The organism is Micromonospora sp. HNM0581 (assembly GCF_012726175.1).
GTDB lineage: Bacteria > Actinomycetota > Actinomycetes > Mycobacteriales > Micromonosporaceae > Micromonospora.
This window is the reverse complement of the sequence record NZ_JAASAD010000003.1, coordinates 134900-152379: the sequence shown is the minus strand read 5'-3', so window position 1 is coordinate 152379 and position 17480 is coordinate 134900. Positions and strand designations below refer to the sequence as shown.

The following is a 17480-nucleotide window of genomic DNA, read 5'->3' as shown; positions in this document are numbered from 1 at the left end:
AGGCGACCCGTGCGGCCGGGTCCGACCGCCAAACGCCGTAGACACCATTCTGGCCGGGCTGACGTTTCGTTGCGGGAGGCGGTGGCCCGGTCGTTCCGCCTGCCCCCCGTTTACCCCCGGAAACTCATGCCGACGGCTGACGATTGGCGACAAAGGTTGATCAGTGGGCAGCCGCGTCTTCGCAGGTCAGCGATCATTCGTGACGACTGATGACAAGCCGGGGGAGGGCAATGGTCGAGGAGCGTAGGTCGACGGTTCGATTCCGTCAGGCGGCTCGGTGCAGAAGCCCAGGTCATCGACCTGGGCTTCACCATTTTCGGAGGTCGATCGCGCCGCCGCCGGAGGTGCCGGTCCGCAGATGGTCCGCACCTCCCGTGGGCGGGTGAAGCGCGGTCGCCGGCCCGCGTCGTCGCGCAGCACCCGGTAGGGCCGTTCCGCCGATGCCGGCCCGGCCAGGAACGCCCCGGTGAGCTTGGTCGCCTCCTGCAACGCGGCTGGCCAGTCCTGCCCGCCGAGGTGGGCCGTCAGCAGGCAGCCGAGGAGCACGTCACCGGCTCCCACGGTGAGCGCCGGGTCGTCGATCGACGGCGGCGCCTGCCGGAACGTGCCGTCCGGGCCGGTCAGCAGCGCGCCCTGACCGCCCAGCGTCACCAGGCAGTGCCCGGCACCGGCGAGCTCGGTGGCGGCTGCGGTCACGTCGACCATCGAGTCCAGCGGACGGCCGGCCCAGCGGCCGAGCTCGAGCAGGTTCAGCGCGGTCAGGTCGCTGTCGCGGCGGGCGGGCCGCAGTTTGCCGGTCTCGGTCGGGTCGGCGGACAGCAGCCAGAACGGTACGCCCCGCTTCGCTGCCTCGGCGGCCAACCAGTCCAGCGCGGGCGCCGTGGCGTCGGTGCCGCCGATCAGCACGCTCGCGGTGTCGAACAGGGACCGACCGGCGGCCAGCACGGTCGGGTCCAGCCCGTCGATCGCCGCCCCGCCGATGAACCACTTCTCCCGCACCGAGCCGTCGGCCAGCTCGGCGTGGAACAGCGGCAGCGGCGCCGCGAAGGGCAGTGGCGTCCACCGCACCCCGTTGCCGGCCAGATGGGTGGCGACCGCAGACGCCAGCTCGCCCGTGTAGTCGGCGGTCACCAGCGCGGGACCGGCGCCCCGGGCACCCATCGCGCACGCCATGTTGTTCATCACGCCGCCCCAGCGCAGCGTGACCGGGGCACGGCCGGAGCCGATCTGGCCCTCGTGCAGCACGTCCAGGGTGACCGTGCCGACCAGGACCGGGTGGCGGGTCACGTGCCCGCCGCGGCGAACAGGCGGCTGATCGACGCGTCGTACGCGGCGCTGATGTCGAAGGCCTTACGCGCCAGCGCGATCCGGCGTTCCGGGCTCACCCCACCCTCCGCCAGCTCCTTCAGCACCACCGGATAGTCGTCCGGGTCGCTCAGCGGCACCACGTGCGCGCAGTTCTTCGCGGCGGCCCGCAGCATCGCCGGGCCGCCCACGTCGATCTTCTCCCGGAACTCCTCGAACGACATCCGGGGTGCCCGTGCCGGGAGGAGGTAGTAGTTGCAGGCGACCAGGTCGACCCGGCTGATGCCGTGCTGGGCCACCTCGGCCAGGTCGGCGGGGTCGTCGCGGGCCAGGATGCCGCCCATCAGCGACACGGTCAGCGTCTTGACCCGGCCGCCGAGTAACGTGGGCACGCCGGCCAGGTCGGCCACCGCCCCCACCTCGACGCCGTGTTCGGCCAGCAGCCGCCGGGTGCCCTCGGTGGCCACCACGTCCCAGCCCAGCCCGAGCAGACCCGTGGCCAGCCGGTCGACGTCACGTTTGTCGCTTACTGCCAGAACTGCGAGCATCGAATTCCTTCCGTGCGGGGGTTCAGCGGATGACGAGCGCGTCGCGGTGCGCGCCGACCGACACGTAGGTGACCGGTACGCGCAGCAGCGCCTCGATCGCCTCCAGATATGCGCGGGCCTGCTTCGGCAGGTTGTCGTATGTGCGGATCCCGGTGATGTCGGCGTCCCAGCCGGCGAAGGTCTCGTAACACGGTTCCGCCTCGGACAGCGCCGCCACCGACGGGGTGAAGTCCGGCGTGACCCGGCCGTCGATCCGGTAGCCGGTGCAGATCTTCAGCTCGCCGGTGCCGCTCAACTGGTCGAGGTTGGTGACCGCCACCTCGTCGGCGCCCTGCATGACGACGCCGTAACAGGTCGCCACCGCGTCGAAGTGGCCCAGTCGCCGGGGCCGGTTCGTGGTGGCGCCGAACTCCCCCCACCGGTCGCGGAGGAACGCGGCCCGCTCGTCGTCGAACTCGGTGACGAACGGCCCGGCGCCGACGCAGCTGGAGAACGCCTTGGTGACGCCGACGGTGTGCCGCACCCGGGCCCACGGCACCCCGAGGCCGACCGGCGCGTGCGCGGCCAGGCAGATGGACGACGTGGAGAGCGGGTAGATGCCGAAGTAGATGTCGCGTAGCGCGCCCAACTGCCCCTCGGCGAGCACGCTGGCGTCGGCCTGCTCGGCCTGGGTCAGCACGGCGGTGGTGTCGCTCAGGTAGGGCTCGATCCGCTCCCGCACGTCCGCCGCCCACCGCTCGGCGTCCCTGAGGTCCCAACCGGGCTCGCCGTAGATCTTCTCGAGCCGGACGTTCGCCCACTCGACCACCGCCGAGAGCCGGCTCGCGAGCTGGCGGGTCTCGAAGAGTTCCCGCACCAACAGGGTCTTCTTCATCACCCGGTCGCCGTAGGCGGGCGAGATGCCCATCTTGGTGGAGCCGTACTGGTTGCGGCCCAGCCGGGTCTCCTCGTGCGCGTCCAGATCGCGGTGGAACGGGAAGCAGATCGAGGCGTTGCCGGACAGCAGGATGCCGGACGGGTCCACACCGTGCCGGGTGACCAGGTCGATCTCGGCCAGCAGCCCGTCCAGATCGACGGTCATGCCGGGGCCCAGCACGTTGCGCACCCCGGGGCGGAAGACGCTGCTGGGCAGGCTGTGCAGGGTGAACCTGCCTTCGTCGAGCTGAATGGTGTGCCCGGCGTTGCTGCCGCCGTGGTATCGGCCGACGATGTCCGCGTCAGCGGCCAGATAGTCGACCATCCTCCCCTTGCCCTCGTCACCCCAGTTGAGACCGACGACCGTGGAGATCAACGTGAGTCCTCCCGATGTGCATGTGCGGATGTCGATGCCATTATTCCGGTAAGGCGGGCCGAAGCGGACCCCCAGATCTCCGGGTTCAGGGCGTGCGGCGGGGCTTCGCCGCTCAGGGCGGTGACGAGCTGCGCGGCCGCCGACATCGCCAGCGCGTGCTTCGTCTCCACGGTGAAGTCGGCGACGTGTGCGCTGAGGACCAGTCTGTCGATGCCGAGCAACGGGCTGTCCGACGGCGGTGGCTCCTGGTCGTAGACGTCGAGCGCGGCGCCCGCGAGATGTCCGGATCGGAGCGCCCGCACCAGCGCGGCGGTGTCCACCACCGCACCACGCGAAGTGTTGAGGAAGTAGGCGCCGCGCTTCATCCGGGCGAACATGTCGTCGTCGAACATGTTCTCGGTCTCGTCGTTCAGCTCGGGATGACAGCTGACCACATCGGACTCAGCCAGCATCTCGTGCAGGTCGTCCACCTTGGTCGCGCCGTGCCCGGCGATGGTCTCGGCGGACACGTACGGGTCGTAGGCGAGCACGTTCATCAGGAAACCGGCCGACGCGCGCCGGGCCATCCAGCCGCCCACGTTGCCGCAGCCGACGATGCCCAGCGTCTTGCCGCCGAGCTCCACGCGCCGGGTGCTGAGCCGCTTCTCCCACGCGCCGGGCATTCCGTCGCGGGCCACCGCGCCCAGGTCCCGGGTGACCGACAGCAGCAGCCCCAGCGCGTGTTCGGAGACCGGTCGGCCACCCAAGCCGGGATTGTTGGCCACCACCACCCCGGCCTTGCTCGCGGTCGCGATGTCGATGTTGTCGACGCCGCGCCCGCTGGAGAGTACCGCGACCAGCTCCGGCGCCGCGTCGAAGATCTCCGCGGTGATCTGCGTGGGGTAGCGCACCGCCAGCCCGTGCGCGGTGCGCAGGGCGGGCGACGCGGCCAGCTCCTCCGGCTCGACCCAGGTCACCGCGAAGTGCCGCTCCAGCAGCTCCTCGGCCTCGGGGTGGTACATGGCACCGACGATCAGGACGTTCAAACGCATCGACAGAACCCTTCGGAAGTCAGTTCTTGATGTCCGCGGCCAGCAACCGCTCCAGGGCGTGCAGTTCACCGGACCGGCTCGCCGCGACCAGCCGGTGGGCCAGCTCGGCCTGCTTCTCCGGTTCGATCCGGAACCGGCGGTCACCCGCGAGCCGGGCCCGCCCGCGGCTGTAGAGCTTGCGGCAGGACGCCTCGCGGATGCCGGTGATCGCCGAGACGTCCCGATAGGTGTACTCGAAGCCGTGCCGCAACACCACGACCGCCCGTTCCGCCGGGTTCAGCCGTTCCAGCAGTTGCCGGGCGACCAGGGCGATCTCCTCGTCGCGTTCCAGCTTGTGCTGCGGGCTGGCCGGGGTCGGACCGGCCGGCTCCGGCAGGGTCGTGCCGCTGCACTTCTCCCGACGGATCCGGGCCGACTTGAGGTGGTCGCTGCACAGCCGGGTGACGATGGTGGACAGCACCGCGCCGTGATCGCGTACGTCGCAGACCCGGTGCCACCGGATCCACGCCTCCGACACGATGTCCTCGGCCTCGACCGTGGAACCCACCCAGCGATACGCGATCGCCAGGAGCCGGCGGCGATGGCTCTCGAATTCCCGCACTGTCCCACCCATGGGGCTTGTTCCTCCTCGGGGAATCGACCGCCCGGTCCCGGGCCGGACGAACACCAACGGGACTTCAGCTACTGCGCGAGGCCGGCCCTGACGTCGTCGGCGGCGGCGGTGAACGCCCGCGCGAACGCGTCGACGTCGTCCGGCTCCATCGCCGTCGACACGCAGCCGAGCCCCGAGTCACCGATGTGCACGCCGTGCCGCAGGAGCGCGCGGGACAACAGGTTCACCGCGTTCACCGGGCGGCCGTCGGCACCGGTCGCGTTCGGGCCGAGCACCCGGAACAGTGATCCGTTGCCGTTGACCGTCCAGCCGCCCGGCGTGTGGTCGGCCAGGATCTGCCGCATCCGGTCCCGCACGTCCGCGCCGAGGCCGTTGATCCGGTCCATCTCGTCGCTCGTCAGCAGCGCCAGCGACGCGAGGCCGGCGCTCATGCTTACCGGGTTCGCGTTGTACGAGCCGGAGTGCGGCAGTGGCGGCGATCCGGCGCTCGGGTCGAACACGGCCATCACGTCGCGGCGGCCGGTGACCGCGCCGATCGGCATGCCACCGGCGATCACCTTGCCCAGCACGGTGAGGTCCGCGGCGTACCCGAACTCGGCGATCGCGCCGCCCATCCCGATCCGGAACGAGCCGACCTCGTCGGAGATCAGCACCACGTCGTGCTCGTCGCAGAACCCGCGCAGCGCGGCCAGGTACTCCGCAGACGCGGGCACCAGGCCGATCCGCCACGGCAGCGGGTCGATCAGGATCGCGGCCAGCTCACCGGCGTGCCGGCCGAGGACCTCCAGCGCGCCCTCCGGATCGTTGAACGGGATGATCACGGTGTTGTCGGAGACCCCGGCTGGGATGCCCAGGGTGGCGTGCGTGATCAGCGATCCCGAGCCGTCGTTGTTGATGGCCGTCGCGTCGTACGCGCCGTGGTACGCCCCGGCGATCTTCGCCAGCTTCGGCCGTAGCGTGTGCGCGCGGGCCGCCTGCACCGCCATCATCACCGCCTCGGTGCCGGTGCTGGTGAACCGCACGTGCTCGAACGTCTCGTTGCGGGCGGTCAGCGCCTCGGCGAACGCAACCTCGGTCTCGGTCGGCATCCCGAACGACGTGCCCCGGGCCGCCGCCTCGGCTACCGCCCGCACGATCGTCGGGTGCGCGTGCCCGTGAATCAGCGCGGTGCTGTTGTTAAGGAAGTCCAGCCGCTCGGTGCCGTCGACGTCGACGACCCGGGCGCCGTGCCCGTACCGCACGTAGATCGGATAGGGGCTGCTGTAGACCGCGGTGCGGCTGTTCCCGCCCGGCATCACCTCGCGGGCCCGCCGGTTCAGCTCGGCCGAGGCGACGGTGCTGGCGGTGGCGACGCCGGGCAGATCGTACGCGGAGATGGTCATCTGGGTCCTTCCTCAGGCGAACAGGGGGCTGACACGGACGGGGGTGCCGGGCGTGACCCAGCGCGGCTCGGCGGTGGGCTCGACGGTGCCGATCTGCTCGGCGAGTCGGTCCGCGGTGGCCGGCACCAGCGGTCGCAGCACCTGGGCCAGGCTGCGTACGGCCATCAGTTCGAGGGCGACACAGGTCCGCGCCGGGCCGTCCAACGCGGGCGCGGTGAGCAGGTCCTCGGCGTCCTCGGCGAACCGCCGCGCCGGCTCCAGGAAGGCCAGCAGGGCGGCGACCGCGCCGGCCGGCGAGAACCGGTCGAGGGCCAGTGCGGCGGTGATCTCGGTGTGCAGGGTGGCGATCCGGCCGGCGAACTCCTCGGCGGCCGGGAAGAAGGTGCCGGCGGTGGGCGCGCGACCGGCGAACCGCCCGGCCACCCGCTTGCCGACCCCGGCCAGCCAGTCGTCCAGCCGGCCGACCAGTTCGCGCTGCACGAACGCGTCGTGGTCGACGGTGGAGAAGTTGCGGCGCCGGTGCTCCGGCCGGGTGGCCGCCAGGAACAGCCGCAGCCGGTCCTGGGTCTTGTCGTCGAAGGCGTCCCGGCCCCAGATCACGTGCCCGCGGCCGGTGGAGAACTTTGCGCCGTTGAGCAGATAGAACTCGTTGCCGATCAGCGTGTCCGGCAGGTCGATCCGGTCGGTGAACGCGCCCAGCACCGCCGGGAACACCACCGCGCGCAGGTACGCGTTGTCGAAGCCGAAGAACAGCGCGGTCCGTGGCCGATGCTCATCCAGGTAGGACTGCCAGCCGTCCGCGCCGGAATCGCGGGCCAGCCTGTCGACCGCGGTGAGGAACCGGGCGGCCAGCTCGAACGCCGAGTACATCCGCTGCCCGCCGCTGTCCGGCAGTTCGATGCCGTCGGCGGCGACCACGCTCACCGGCAGGTCCGGCAGCGGCCCGGCAAGGATGCGGCTGACGTACGCGGCGATCCGCGGCCCGGTCCGCACCGACGCGAGATAGGCCGTGAGCCGGTCCCGCAGCGGTTCCAGCGGCATCAGCCAGCGCTCCAGCGGCCGGTGTTCGGCGGCCGTGCCGCACGTGCCGCAGGACGCGTCGACCAGGTCGGCGTCCGCGAACGGCAGTGCGCACTTCTCGCACTCGATGCCCGCGGTGTCCCGCGACCCGCAGTGCGGGCAGGCGCCGGCCACGAACGCCTCGAACAGGAACACCTCGCACGCCGGGCAGAAGTTCGTAGGCACGGTCCGCCGGACGACCACGCCGGTGTCGCGCAACCGCTCGAACACCTGACGGGCCAGCGCCGGGTAGACCTCGTCGCGGGGTCGGACGAACACGTCCCACTCGATGCCCGCCGCCCGTAGCCCGGCCATGATGCCGTCGGTGTTGCGTTCCGCCAGGGTGTGGAACGACACGCCGGCAGCGCGCGCCGCGGCGGCCACCTGGCTCTGGTGGCCGACCGTGCCCAGCAGCAGGTGCGCGGGGGTGCCGGCGGCGAGCAGCGCCCGCCGCGCGAAGTCCGCGCCCAGGTAGGGCCCGGCCATGTGTCCGAGATGCAGTTCGCCGTTCGGAGTGGGGAACGACGGCAGTAGCAGCACGGGCCGCTCGTCGCGCGCCACCGACGCGGCCCGGCGCGGGGCGTAGGCGGCGGCCAGCCGCGGCATGTCCTCCCAGTAGACGCTGAGGAAGGTGAGCGGCTCGTCGTCCGCCAGGTTGCGCAGCGTGTGCCGTTCCAGCGGGGGCAGCGTAACGGTGTCCCCGGCCGTCACCGCCGCGACCCGGCCGTCCGACCGCACCTCGCCGTGACCGGCCAGCATGATCCACACCTCGGTGTCGTGGTGGCTGTGCGCGGCGGTGATCTCGCCGGGGCGTAGCGTGACCCGGGTGACCGCGAACGGCGGCGGTGCGTCCGTGGTCCAGCCGGGCGGGGCACTGCGCACGAAGTCCGGGGCGTTCAGGTCCGCGACCGAACGCGGGATGCCGGTGACGATCATCGAGATTTCCTTTCCGCGCCTGGTGTGCGGCTCAGTCGCCGCGGGTGCCGGTCATCAGCTGGTCGTCCGCGTGCACCCAGTCGACCGCGCCGCTGACCTGGCCGGTGTCGAAGCGCTTCTCGCCGAGCAGGCTGTTCGCGATGGTCGCGCTGCGCCAGGCGAGCAGGCTCAGGTTGGGGTCGGCCACGCCGAAGTCGCGCCGGGCCGCGTTCTGCACGAAGATGAGGTTGTCCGCCGGGCCGTCCCATTCGAGGCTGAAGTCGGCGCGGACCGGCGGGAGCTCGTCCGGCATCCGGTCGCGCAGCCCGCGCAGCACCGGCGGCAGCCCGTGCCGGTAGCCGGTCGCGCAGATCACCACGTCCACGTGCCGCCGCACCAGCTCGCCGTCCGCCGAGCGCCACGTGGTGAGCAGACCGTGGCGCTGCTGGTCGATGCCGAGCAGTTGGTGGCCGACCATCACGTCGCACGGCCGGGCGACGCCCTCGACCAGCTCCAGGTCGTACAGCTGCTGGTAGATCTCGCGCAGCAGGCCGGCGGAGACACCGTCGCTGGACATCCGCTGCTGCTCGTTGAGCAGAGCCCGCCGCTCCGGCGGCTGGGCATGGAAGTAGCGGCTGTAGTTCGGCAGGTAGTGCTCCTCGACGAACGGGCTGTCGTCCAGCGGGAACAGGTTGCCGCGGCGGGTGCCCCAGAGCAGGCGGCTCGGGCGCTGCTCGCCGGCACGCAGCAGATGCAGCACCACCTCGGCACCGCTCTGCCCGCCACCCACCACGGCCACACGACGGCCGGCCAGGTCGCGCGGCACGTCCAGGAGGTTCGCCGCGTGCAGCACCCGGTCCGGGGCATGCCCGGCCGCGCACGGCGGCAGCCACGGTTGCAAGCCGGTGGCAATGACGATGTTCCTCGCCCGCATCGTGCCGTGGTTGCTGCGCAGCAGGAACGCGTCGCCGTCGAACTCCACCGTGTCGACCGCCACCCCGAACCGCAGGTCGTCGATGCGGTCCGCGGCCCAGCGGCAGTACTGCTCGAACTCCCGGCGTGGGATGTGCGTCCGGCCGCTGACCAGCAGCCGGTATAACCGCTTCTCCTCGACCGCGAACGACAGGAACGTGTACGGACTGGTCGGGTCGACCGGCGTCACCAGGTCCTTGAGGAAGTGCACCTGCATCCGGGCGTTCGGCACCATGATCCCGCTGTGCCACTCGAACGACTTCTTGCGTTCCAGGAAGACCTTGCGCAGCCCGCCGCGGTCGGCCAACAGTGCGGCCAGGCTCAGGTTGGCAGGCCCGATCCCGATCCCGACGAGGTCGAGCGTCGGCGAGGGTCCGCTCATCGTGTGCCTCCTACGCGGCGGGAATCAGTTCGGCGATCCGGATGCCGTGCCGGCGTAGCGTGTCCAGCAGCCGCCCGCGGGCGGCGCCGTGGATCGCGAGATGCGGCATCTGCCAGCCCGCGCCGCCCACCTCGCCGCCGGCCAGCAGCAGGCTCGCGGCGGCCAGGGCGAAGCCGGTGCACCGGGTCATCGCGGCCAGCCCGGTCGCTGGATCGTGCGTGTCGGTGAGCCGGACGCGCAGCCCGTGCGGCCGGCCGCCGAGGGTGCCGTGGGCGATCACCTCCAGCACCACCAGGTCGGTGTCCGCCGGGCGGGCCATCACGCGCGGGGCGAGCACCCGTTCCACCAGGCGGCGCGGGACCACCCGGGCGCCGTCCACGTCGACCGGTTCCTCGCCGAGCAGCCCGAGCTGGGCCAGCCGGGTGACCGCCTCGCCGAACCCGGGCCAGCGCACCGTCTTCTGCGTGCAGTCCGCCTCGCTCAGCGCCGGGTGTGTCCGCAGCCAGGGCACCATCCCGTCGTGGTACGCCTGCAACGTGCCGATCCCGTCGAAGTGGCGCTCCTCCAGGCCGGAGAAGCGCGGGACGGTGACCAGCCGGCCGTGCCGGGTGGCCAGCGAGTCCCGCTGGGCGATCGGCAGGTGGTGGGCGCTCTCACCGCCAAAGAACGAGACGTGCCCGATCGGTTCGCGCGGCGTGCCCGGGATGCCACCGCAGAAGATCTCCACCGACCTGGTGTGGTCCAGGCGTTCGGCGAGTTCCGCGGCGAGCAGCTCGGTGAGCCCCGGTTCCAGGCCGATGGGCAGCAGCACGGTGGACGTGCCCGGCCGGTCCAGGTCGCCCAGCATGGCCAGGTCGTCCTGGTGCGGCCGGGCGATTCCGGCGATCGGCACGCCGGTGCGGGCCGCCGTGCCGATCAGGTCCCGGCAGGCGGCCCACGGCAGCGCGGTGGCCAGCACGTCTTGACCGGCCCGGGCGGCATCCGGGTCGGTGGCCACGGTGACTGTGCCGGTCGCGTACGGCGTGATCCGGTGGGCCGTGTCGTGGGCCCGGTCCGGGTCGGTGTCGAACAGGGTGAGCCGGGTGACGGCGGGATCGGTGGCCAGCGAGTGTGCGCAGCCCAGACCCATCCGGCCGCACCCGAATAGGGTGACTCTCATCGATTCGACATCCCGTCCAGGGTCGGGGTTCGAAGCGTCGCTGGTGCTGGTGCTGGTGCTGGTGCTGGTGCTGGTGCTGGTGCGGAGCGGCGCGGCGGCGGAGCGTCCATCCGGGCGGTGACCTTGCCGGGCACCGCGTCCAGCAGCGCGTCCAGGCCGGCGCGGGTGGCGTGCCGGGCGACGACTGCGGCGACCCGCTGCTGGCCGAAGTTCTCCGGCGGCAACGCGATCGCGGTGCCCGGCGGGTGCTCGAAGAACAGGTGCGGGTAGCCCGGATCGCCGGCCACCGCTGCCACCCCGTCCACGCCGTCGAAGCGACCCGGCCCGTCGGCCAGCACGAACCGAAGCCCGGCGTGGAGGGCGCGGTCCGGCTGGAGGACCGGTGCCTCGCCGACCGCGATCCGGATCAGGTCGGCGAAGTAGTCGACGCCGGTGGCGAGCGGGATCAGGTGCGAGGCGATGTAGTCACCGGCCGGCCGCGCGGCCACCTCGATGAACCGCATCCCCTTCGGGCCCCACTTCGCCTCCAGGTGGAAGGCGCAGTTGTCGAAGCCCAGCGCGGTGACGATGCGGCCAGTGGTAGCGGTGACGCCGGCGAGGGTCTCGGCGCCCATCGCGGCCGGCATCCGGTGGTCGACCTCCAGGTGGTACGGCACCGAGGTGATCTTGTCGGTCACGGCGACCACGTGCACCTGCCCGGCGGCGACCATGCCCTCCACGCTGAACTCGGTGCCGTCCAGGTATTCCTCGACGATGAATTCCGCCCCGAACTGCCGGAACACCGCGTCGAATTGCGGGCTGGCGATTCGTTCGAGCTGCTCCAGCGCCGGTTCCACGTCCTCCGGCCGGCGCAGTTCGAAAACTCCCTTGGAGCCGGAGGCGCCGGTCGGCTTAATGATTGCAGGAAACCCTATTTCTTCGACCGCCCGCCGAAGCTCGGCCAGCGTCCGCACCCGGCGAAATTCCGGCAGGACACCGTCGAGATCTCGTAACGCATTCTTCATCTCGAATTTGTTTCGGGCGCGCAGCGCGGAGGTGGCGCTCATCCCCGGCAACCCGAGCTGCGCCGCGATCGCGGCCGCGAGCTGAACGTCGATCTCGGTGAAGCTGGGCACCCCTGCGATGTCGTGCTTGCTGGCCAGCTCGTTGGCGGCGGCCAGGGCCAACTCGGTGTCGTAGGTGTCCACCTGGTGGAAATCGGTCACCAGCGGCGCGGCGAAGTCCGGCAGTGAGCGGCCCAGTAGCACGACCTCGTAGCCCAGCCGGCGCGCAGCCAGCAGGGACTCCATTCCTTCCCTTTCGATGCGCCGAAGGTTGACGAACAGGACCTGACGGATTTTCATCGAGCCTCACTCTATGGGCAGCTGAAGGTCGATTGGCTGCAGTCGTGAAGCATCTGCTCCTGGTTGCACTGAAGGAGTCGCGCGGCTTATCCGGAAAGCCTGGGCAGCTCGCGAATGCGGCGGCTGGGTAAAGCAATCTCAACATAGAAGTACGTCAGCGTCAAGGGACTTCATAGCCGAACGTCATCGCGCTGTCACGCATCGTCCCGTCCGTTCGTCCACCAGAGGAGTGACCGACCCGCGGGACGGACGGAGAACGTCGATGACCACCAGGACAGTCAATGACCAGCTCACCCGGGTGGGGGCCGGTACACCGATGGGCGACCTGCTGCGGGAGTACTGGATGCCCGTCATGCGCTCGGCCCGGGTCGCGGAACCTGGCGGCGCACCGGTCCCGGTCGAGCTGCTCGGCGAGAAGCTCGTGCTGTTCCGGGCCGCCGACGGGACCCTGGGCTGCTTCGCCGAGGCGTGCCCGCACCGGGGCGCCTCGCTCGTCCTGGCCCGCAACGAGGACTGCGCGCTGCGCTGCATCTACCACGGCTGGAAGTTCTCAGTCACCGGCGAGGTGCTGGAGACCCCGTCCGAGCCGCCGGAGCTGACCAAGTTCGCCTCTCGCGTCAAGATGCGCACCTACCCAGTCGCCGAGGCCGGCGGCATCATCTGGATCTGGCCCGGTAACCCGACCTGTGAGGCGCCGCCGCTGCCCGGCTTCGCTTTCCACAAGCTGCCGCCCGAGCAGGTGTTCGGCCTCATCGCCCCGGTCGAGTGCAACTGGTTGCAGGGCCTGGAGGCCGACGTGGACTCCGCGCACGTCGCCCTGCTGCACGAGACCGAGGCCCGGGCCGGCGCCCTGCGCGAACTGCTGGACGACGTGGCCCCGCGTGACGACATCGACGAACAGCCGTACGGGCTGCGTTTCGCCGCCGTCCGGCACCTGTCCACCGGCGAGCAGCTCGTCCGGGTCAAGCCGTTCGCCATGCCGTTCTACACGGTGGTTCCCGAACTGCCGTCCGGCGACCGGCTCTGGCACGCCTGGGTGCCGGTCGACGACCACCGCACGATCATGTGGTACCTCTGGTACAACGAGGAGCGACCCGTCGACCCGACGGTGTTCGCCAGCCAGTTCGGCCTCGACCTGGCCACCCTCGACCCGGACAACATCCGCGCGGGCTGGAGCAGGGAGAACGCCTGGGGTCAGGACCGCGGCGAGATGCGTGACGGCCGCAGCTTCTCCGGCATCCGCGGCCTGGTCATGCAGGACATCGCCGTGCAGGAGAGCATGGGCCCAATCGTCGACCGCACTCGGGAGAACCCGGGCCGCAGCGACACCGGCATCATCGCCACCCGTCGCTACCTGCTCAAGGCGCTGAAACAACACGCGCTCGGACAGCGTGCCCCCGGCGTCGACGCCGACTACGGGCAGGTTCGCTCGGCCGCGCTGACCGTACCCGCCGGCTGCGACTGGCGTACCCGATGAATGTCTCCGACGCCACCGACGTCGTGGTGGTCGGATCCGGCGGCGCCGGGCTGCTGGCCGCCTGCCTGGCGGCCGACGCCGGGCGGCGGGTCACCGTGCTGGAGAGCACCGACCGCCTCGGCGGCACCACCGCGGTCTCCGGTGGCATGATCTGGGCGCCGGAGAACCCGATGCTGGGCGCCCTCGGTCTCACCGACTCGGGCGACGCGGCCCGTCGCTATCTGAAGCGGGTCACCGAGGGCGCGGTGCCCGACGCCGACATCGACCTGTTCCTCGACACCGTCGGCCCGATGGTCGACTACCTGCTGTCCCACACGCCGGTCCGGGTCGCCGCCATCGACCGGCCCGACTACCATAGTGACTGGCCCGGCGCGTTGCCCGGCGGCGGTCGCTGCCTGGACGTGCTGCCCTACGCCACTGCCGGCCGTCCCGGCCTGCTCGACCGGATCCGGGTCGGCCCGCACTTCACCGCCGCCCTCACGTACGACGAGCGGCAGCGCAGCCGCTGGCCCGGCACCCGCGACGAGACCGAGGTGGCCCGCCGCGAACGCGACGGCGTGGTGGCCGTCGGCGCCGGCCTGGTCGCCGGCCTGGTCGCCGCTGCCGACGACCGCGGCGTCCGGTTCCGCACCGGCACCCCGGCGCGCGGCCTGCTGAGTGACGGCAACCGGATAACCGGGGTACGCACGGACGCCGGCGACCTGCCCGCCGCGCTCGGCGTGGTGCTGGCCAGCGGCGGTTTCGAGTGGAACACGGTGTTGCGGCGGGCGTTCCTGCGTGAGCCCGCCAGCGCGCCGGTCAGCCCGCCCGGCAACCGCGGCGCCGGCCTGGTCATGGCGATGGCGGCCGGCGCCGCGCTGGACGCGATGTCGGACGCCTGGTGGGCGCCGATCGTCCAGGACCCGGGCGAGACGTACGACGGTGAACCGTTGACCCGCCACCTGGTCGCCGAACGCTGCCTGCCCGGCTCGATCCTGGTGGACCGGACCGGCCGCCGGTTCGTCAACGAGGCGGTCAACTACAACGACATCACCCGCGCGCTGCACGCGTTCGACCCGACCCTGCACCGGCTTCGGCACAGTCCCGCCTACCTGGTGTTCGACGACGCGTTCCGACGCCGCTACGCGGTGGGCGGCACGCCGGCCGGCGCCCCACCGCCCGGCTGGTGGCGACACGGCACGTCGCTCGCCGAACTCGCCAAGAACTGCGGCGTGGACGAGAACGGTCTGGTCCGGACGGTGGCCGGGTTCAACACCCACGCCCGGGACGGCCACGACCCGGAGTTCGGGCGCGGCGAGACCGAGCACGACCGCTACTACGGCGACGACCGGCAACCCGGCAACCCGTGCCTGGGCCCGATCGAGGAGCCGCCGTACCACGCGGTCGAGGTGCGCTCCGGCATGATCGGCACCAAGGGCGGCGTCCGGACCGGCCCGACCGGTGCCGTGCTGCGGGCGGACGGCAGTGCGATCCCCGGCCTGTACGCGTGCGGCAATGTCGCGGCCGGCCCGATGGGACCCGGCTATCCCGGCTCCGGCGCGACGCTGGCCGCCGCGCTGACCGGCGGCTATCGGTGCGGGCGCGCGTTCGGCCCGCCCGGTTCCGGCGGCACGCCGGGCTCGTCCGACCCGCGGCACAACGCGCGGGGCGACCGATGAGGATCGTCGTGGTCGGTGCGGGGGCGGTCGGCACCTGCGTGGCGTACCGGCTGGCCCGTACCGGAGCCTCGGTCACGCTGCTCGGTGCCGATCCGCCGGAGCGGACCCTGTCCGCGCACAGCTTCGCCTGGGTCAACCCGGTGGACGACGGCAACGCGGACTACTGGGCTCTCACCCACGAGGCACAGGCCGCGCACCGGCGCCTCGCGGCCGACATACCCGGCAACGGCTTCCATCCGGCCGGCAACCTGCACTGGACCGACAGCCCGGAGGCCGCCAAGACGCTGCTGGAGGCCACCGCGTCGTACCGGGCCAAGGGCTGGGCCGCCGAGCAGTACACCCCCCGTGCGGCCCGCCGCCTCGAGCCGGCGCTGCGCATCCCGGACGACGCCGGCCCGGTGGTCCACTACCCGGACGACGGCTACGTCGTCGCGGACCTTTTCCTGAAACGGCTGCGTGCGGCCGGGCGGCGGCACGGCCTGCGGGTCCGCCTGGACGCACCCGTCGCCGAGCTCGGCGGCGACGGCGTACGGCTGGTGTCGGGGGACCGGATCACCGCCGACGCGGTGGTCTGCTGCGCGGGTCGGACCACCGCCGGTCTGCTGGCCGGGCGCGGCTACGGACTGCCCCTGGCCGGCCCGGACGATCCCGGCGTCCTGACCCGCGGGCTGCTGGTCCAGACGTCGCCGATGCCGCCCGGGGTGAGCCTGGGGCGGGTGGTGCACGCGCCGGGTCTGAGCATCCGGCCGCACCACGGACGACGACTGGTGCTGCGTTGCCAACAGGTCGACGTGCGGCTGCCGCAGGACACCGGGGTGGCCGCGGCGGCCGTGCTGGCCCGGTTGCCGGAGGTCCTGCCCGCGGCGGCGGGAGTCACGGTCGAGGCTGCCTTCGCAGGGGTCCGCCCGATGCCGCGCGACGGGCGCAGCATCGTCGGGCCGGTGCCGGGGCAGGACAAGCTCTACGTGATCGTCACGCACAGCGGGCTCACGCTCGGGCCGTTGCTCGGGGAGATCGCGGCGCGCGAGGTCACCGGGGGTGGTGAGCACGAGTTGGCCGGGGCGTTCCGGCCGGGTCGGTTCGCTTCGGCCTGACCGGGCGGGTCCGTCCCGGTCTGGCCGGGAGGTGGTGGTGGTTCAGCGTGGCCTCGTGCCCGGCTGCGTCAGCGCCGCGGGGCGTGCGGGCGCGGGAGTGTTCCGGCTGGTCAGCACCCGGACCTGCCCGTCGGTGACCACCGCCGTGATCGCCGGGACGTCCCCGTTGCGCATCGCCCCCGCCGCGTCGTCGGCCATCCCGCCCCGCGGCGCTGACAACACGACGAGGTCCGCCGCCGCGCCCGCCGCGATCCGCCCGGCCGGCAACCCCCAGACCCGCCCCACGTTGCCGGTCGCCAGGGCCCACGCGACGGCGGGGTCGAGCGGTACGAGGCAGGTCAGTTCGACCACGGTCTTGAGGACGGCCAGCGGCATCACCCCGAACCCCGACGGCGTGTCCGAGCCGACCACCACCCGTGCGAGCGCGTCCTGCTCGGCGGCTCGCCGCACCAGCCGCAGCGTGGACCGCAAATTGCCCGCCTGCACCACCTGGAGGGCCATCGCGCTCTCCGCGATCAGCAGGTCCACGTCGGCGTCCGGCATCGCGGTCGGGCCGCCGTTGGCGTGCCCGCAGACGTGCGGGTCCAGCCGCAGCAACGCGTCGGCGCGCAGGGCGCCCGAGCCGGCCGCGCTGACGCCCCCCGCGTGGCACATCACGAGCAGACCACAGCTCTTCGCCACCCGCAGCTGCGGCACCGCGTCCAGCGGGTCGGTGTACGCGCCGAAGCCGAACTTGGCCAGCCAGACACCGCACCGCACCAGGTGCCGGAAGTCGCTCTCGTCCAGCGTGGGTTCGAGCAGGACGTTGCCGGCGTGCACCCGCATGCCACCGGGGCGGATCGCGTCGAACGACGCTCGCGCGGCCACCGCCAGGGCCTTCACGCCTTCGCGGTCGCGGGGGCGGCCCGGGACGTGCACCTCGCCCGCGGAGATCATTCGCGTCACCCCGCCGTGGACGTAGCTCTCCAGGAAGCCGACCGTCTGCTGTCGGGGGGTCCAGTCGCCGAAAGTCACGTGGCCGTGTGAATCGATCAGGCCGGGCGCCACCGTGCCGCCCGCGGCGTCCAGGACCGCGTCCGCGTCCGCCACCCCGTCGGCCAGCGTGTCGGCCGGGCCGGCGGCGACCACTGTGCCGTCCGCGCACAGCACGGTGTCCGCACCGGTCAGCATCGGTGCGGCCAGATCGCCCGAGAAGACGGCGGCGGCGTTGACGACGGCAAGTGTGCTCACGTCGGAATCCTTGTCCGGGAC

14 protein-coding genes are annotated in these 17480 nt (G+C 72.2%); 3 read left to right on the top strand and 11 right to left on the bottom strand.

Annotated elements, in window-relative coordinates; translation table 11 throughout:
- Positions 1 to 186 precede the first annotated feature (186 nt).
- The 10 genes from HCA58_RS06050 to HCA58_RS06005 form a co-directional block, all read right to left on the bottom strand.
- On the bottom strand, positions 187 to 1287 hold the full coding sequence (locus HCA58_RS06050) for a PfkB family carbohydrate kinase (protein WP_169596771.1): 1101 nt from the start codon (positions 1285 to 1287) through the stop codon (positions 187 to 189).
- Entirely contained in the window at positions 1284 to 1853 is a 570-nt protein-coding gene (locus HCA58_RS06045) for a phosphoribosylaminoimidazolecarboxamide formyltransferase (RefSeq protein WP_169596770.1), read from the bottom strand. Before HCA58_RS06045 ends, HCA58_RS06050 begins: the two co-directional genes overlap by 4 nt.
- A 22-nt stretch (positions 1854 to 1875) precedes the next feature.
- Positions 1876 to 3144, bottom strand: coding sequence for an adenylosuccinate synthase (locus tag HCA58_RS06040; RefSeq protein ID WP_169596769.1), 1269 nt, complete (start codon positions 3142 to 3144; stop codon positions 1876 to 1878).
- Complete coding sequence (locus HCA58_RS06035; protein ID WP_169596768.1) at positions 3141 to 4175, bottom strand: hydroxyacid dehydrogenase; 1035 nt, start codon at positions 4173 to 4175, stop codon at positions 3141 to 3143. The genes HCA58_RS06040 and HCA58_RS06035 overlap by 4 nt, the downstream gene beginning before the upstream one ends.
- A 19-nt stretch (positions 4176 to 4194) precedes the next feature.
- Positions 4195 to 4788, bottom strand: coding sequence for a sigma-70 family RNA polymerase sigma factor (locus HCA58_RS06030; protein ID WP_169596767.1), 594 nt, complete (start codon positions 4786 to 4788; stop codon positions 4195 to 4197).
- A 68-nt stretch (positions 4789 to 4856) separates the two neighbouring features.
- Positions 4857 to 6170 carry an aminotransferase class III-fold pyridoxal phosphate-dependent enzyme gene (locus HCA58_RS06025; RefSeq protein WP_169596766.1) on the bottom strand — a complete coding sequence of 438 codons (1314 nt, stop codon included), beginning with the start codon at positions 6168 to 6170 and terminating at the stop codon, positions 4857 to 4859.
- 12 nt (positions 6171 to 6182) lie between these two features.
- The gene (locus tag HCA58_RS06020) at positions 6183 to 8165 is read right to left on the bottom strand and encodes a class I tRNA ligase family protein (protein ID WP_169596765.1); all 1983 of its coding nucleotides are present in this window, start codon (positions 8163 to 8165) and stop codon (positions 6183 to 6185) included.
- A gap of 31 nt (positions 8166 to 8196) precedes the next feature.
- Positions 8197 to 9498, bottom strand: a complete 1302-nt coding sequence (locus tag HCA58_RS06015) for a SidA/IucD/PvdA family monooxygenase (protein WP_169596764.1) — start codon at positions 9496 to 9498, stop codon at positions 8197 to 8199.
- 10 nt (positions 9499 to 9508) lie between these two features.
- Positions 9509 to 10657: a saccharopine dehydrogenase C-terminal domain-containing protein gene (locus tag HCA58_RS06010; RefSeq protein WP_169596763.1), complete on the bottom strand. Its 1149-nt coding sequence runs from the start codon at positions 10655 to 10657 to the stop codon at positions 9509 to 9511.
- Positions 10654 to 12000: an ATP-grasp domain-containing protein gene (locus HCA58_RS06005; RefSeq protein ID WP_169596762.1), complete on the bottom strand. Its 1347-nt coding sequence runs from the start codon at positions 11998 to 12000 to the stop codon at positions 10654 to 10656. Before HCA58_RS06005 ends, HCA58_RS06010 begins: the two co-directional genes overlap by 4 nt.
- Positions 12001 to 12262: 262 nt before the next feature.
- On the opposite strand from HCA58_RS06005, the gene HCA58_RS06000 reads away from it, so the two are divergent.
- The 3 genes from HCA58_RS06000 to HCA58_RS05990 are packed head-to-tail and all read left to right on the top strand — an operon-like array spanning position 12263 to position 16229.
- Entirely contained in the window at positions 12263 to 13477 is a 1215-nt protein-coding gene (locus HCA58_RS06000; RefSeq protein WP_169596761.1) for a Rieske 2Fe-2S domain-containing protein, read from the top strand.
- Positions 13474 to 15135 carry an FAD-dependent oxidoreductase gene (locus tag HCA58_RS05995; RefSeq protein ID WP_240955567.1) on the top strand — a complete coding sequence of 554 codons (1662 nt, stop codon included), beginning with the start codon at positions 13474 to 13476 and terminating at the stop codon, positions 15133 to 15135. Before HCA58_RS06000 ends, HCA58_RS05995 begins: the two co-directional genes overlap by 4 nt.
- Positions 15132 to 16229, top strand: a complete 1098-nt coding sequence (locus tag HCA58_RS05990; RefSeq protein ID WP_169596760.1) for an FAD-binding oxidoreductase — start codon at positions 15132 to 15134, stop codon at positions 16227 to 16229. Before HCA58_RS05995 ends, HCA58_RS05990 begins: the two co-directional genes overlap by 4 nt.
- Positions 16230 to 16271: 42 nt before the next feature.
- Here the strand turns inward: HCA58_RS05990 and HCA58_RS05985 are convergent, their stop codons facing one another.
- On the bottom strand, positions 16272 to 17459 hold the full coding sequence (locus HCA58_RS05985) for an amidohydrolase family protein (RefSeq protein WP_169596759.1): 1188 nt from the start codon (positions 17457 to 17459) through the stop codon (positions 16272 to 16274).
- Positions 17460 to 17480 lie beyond the last annotated feature (21 nt).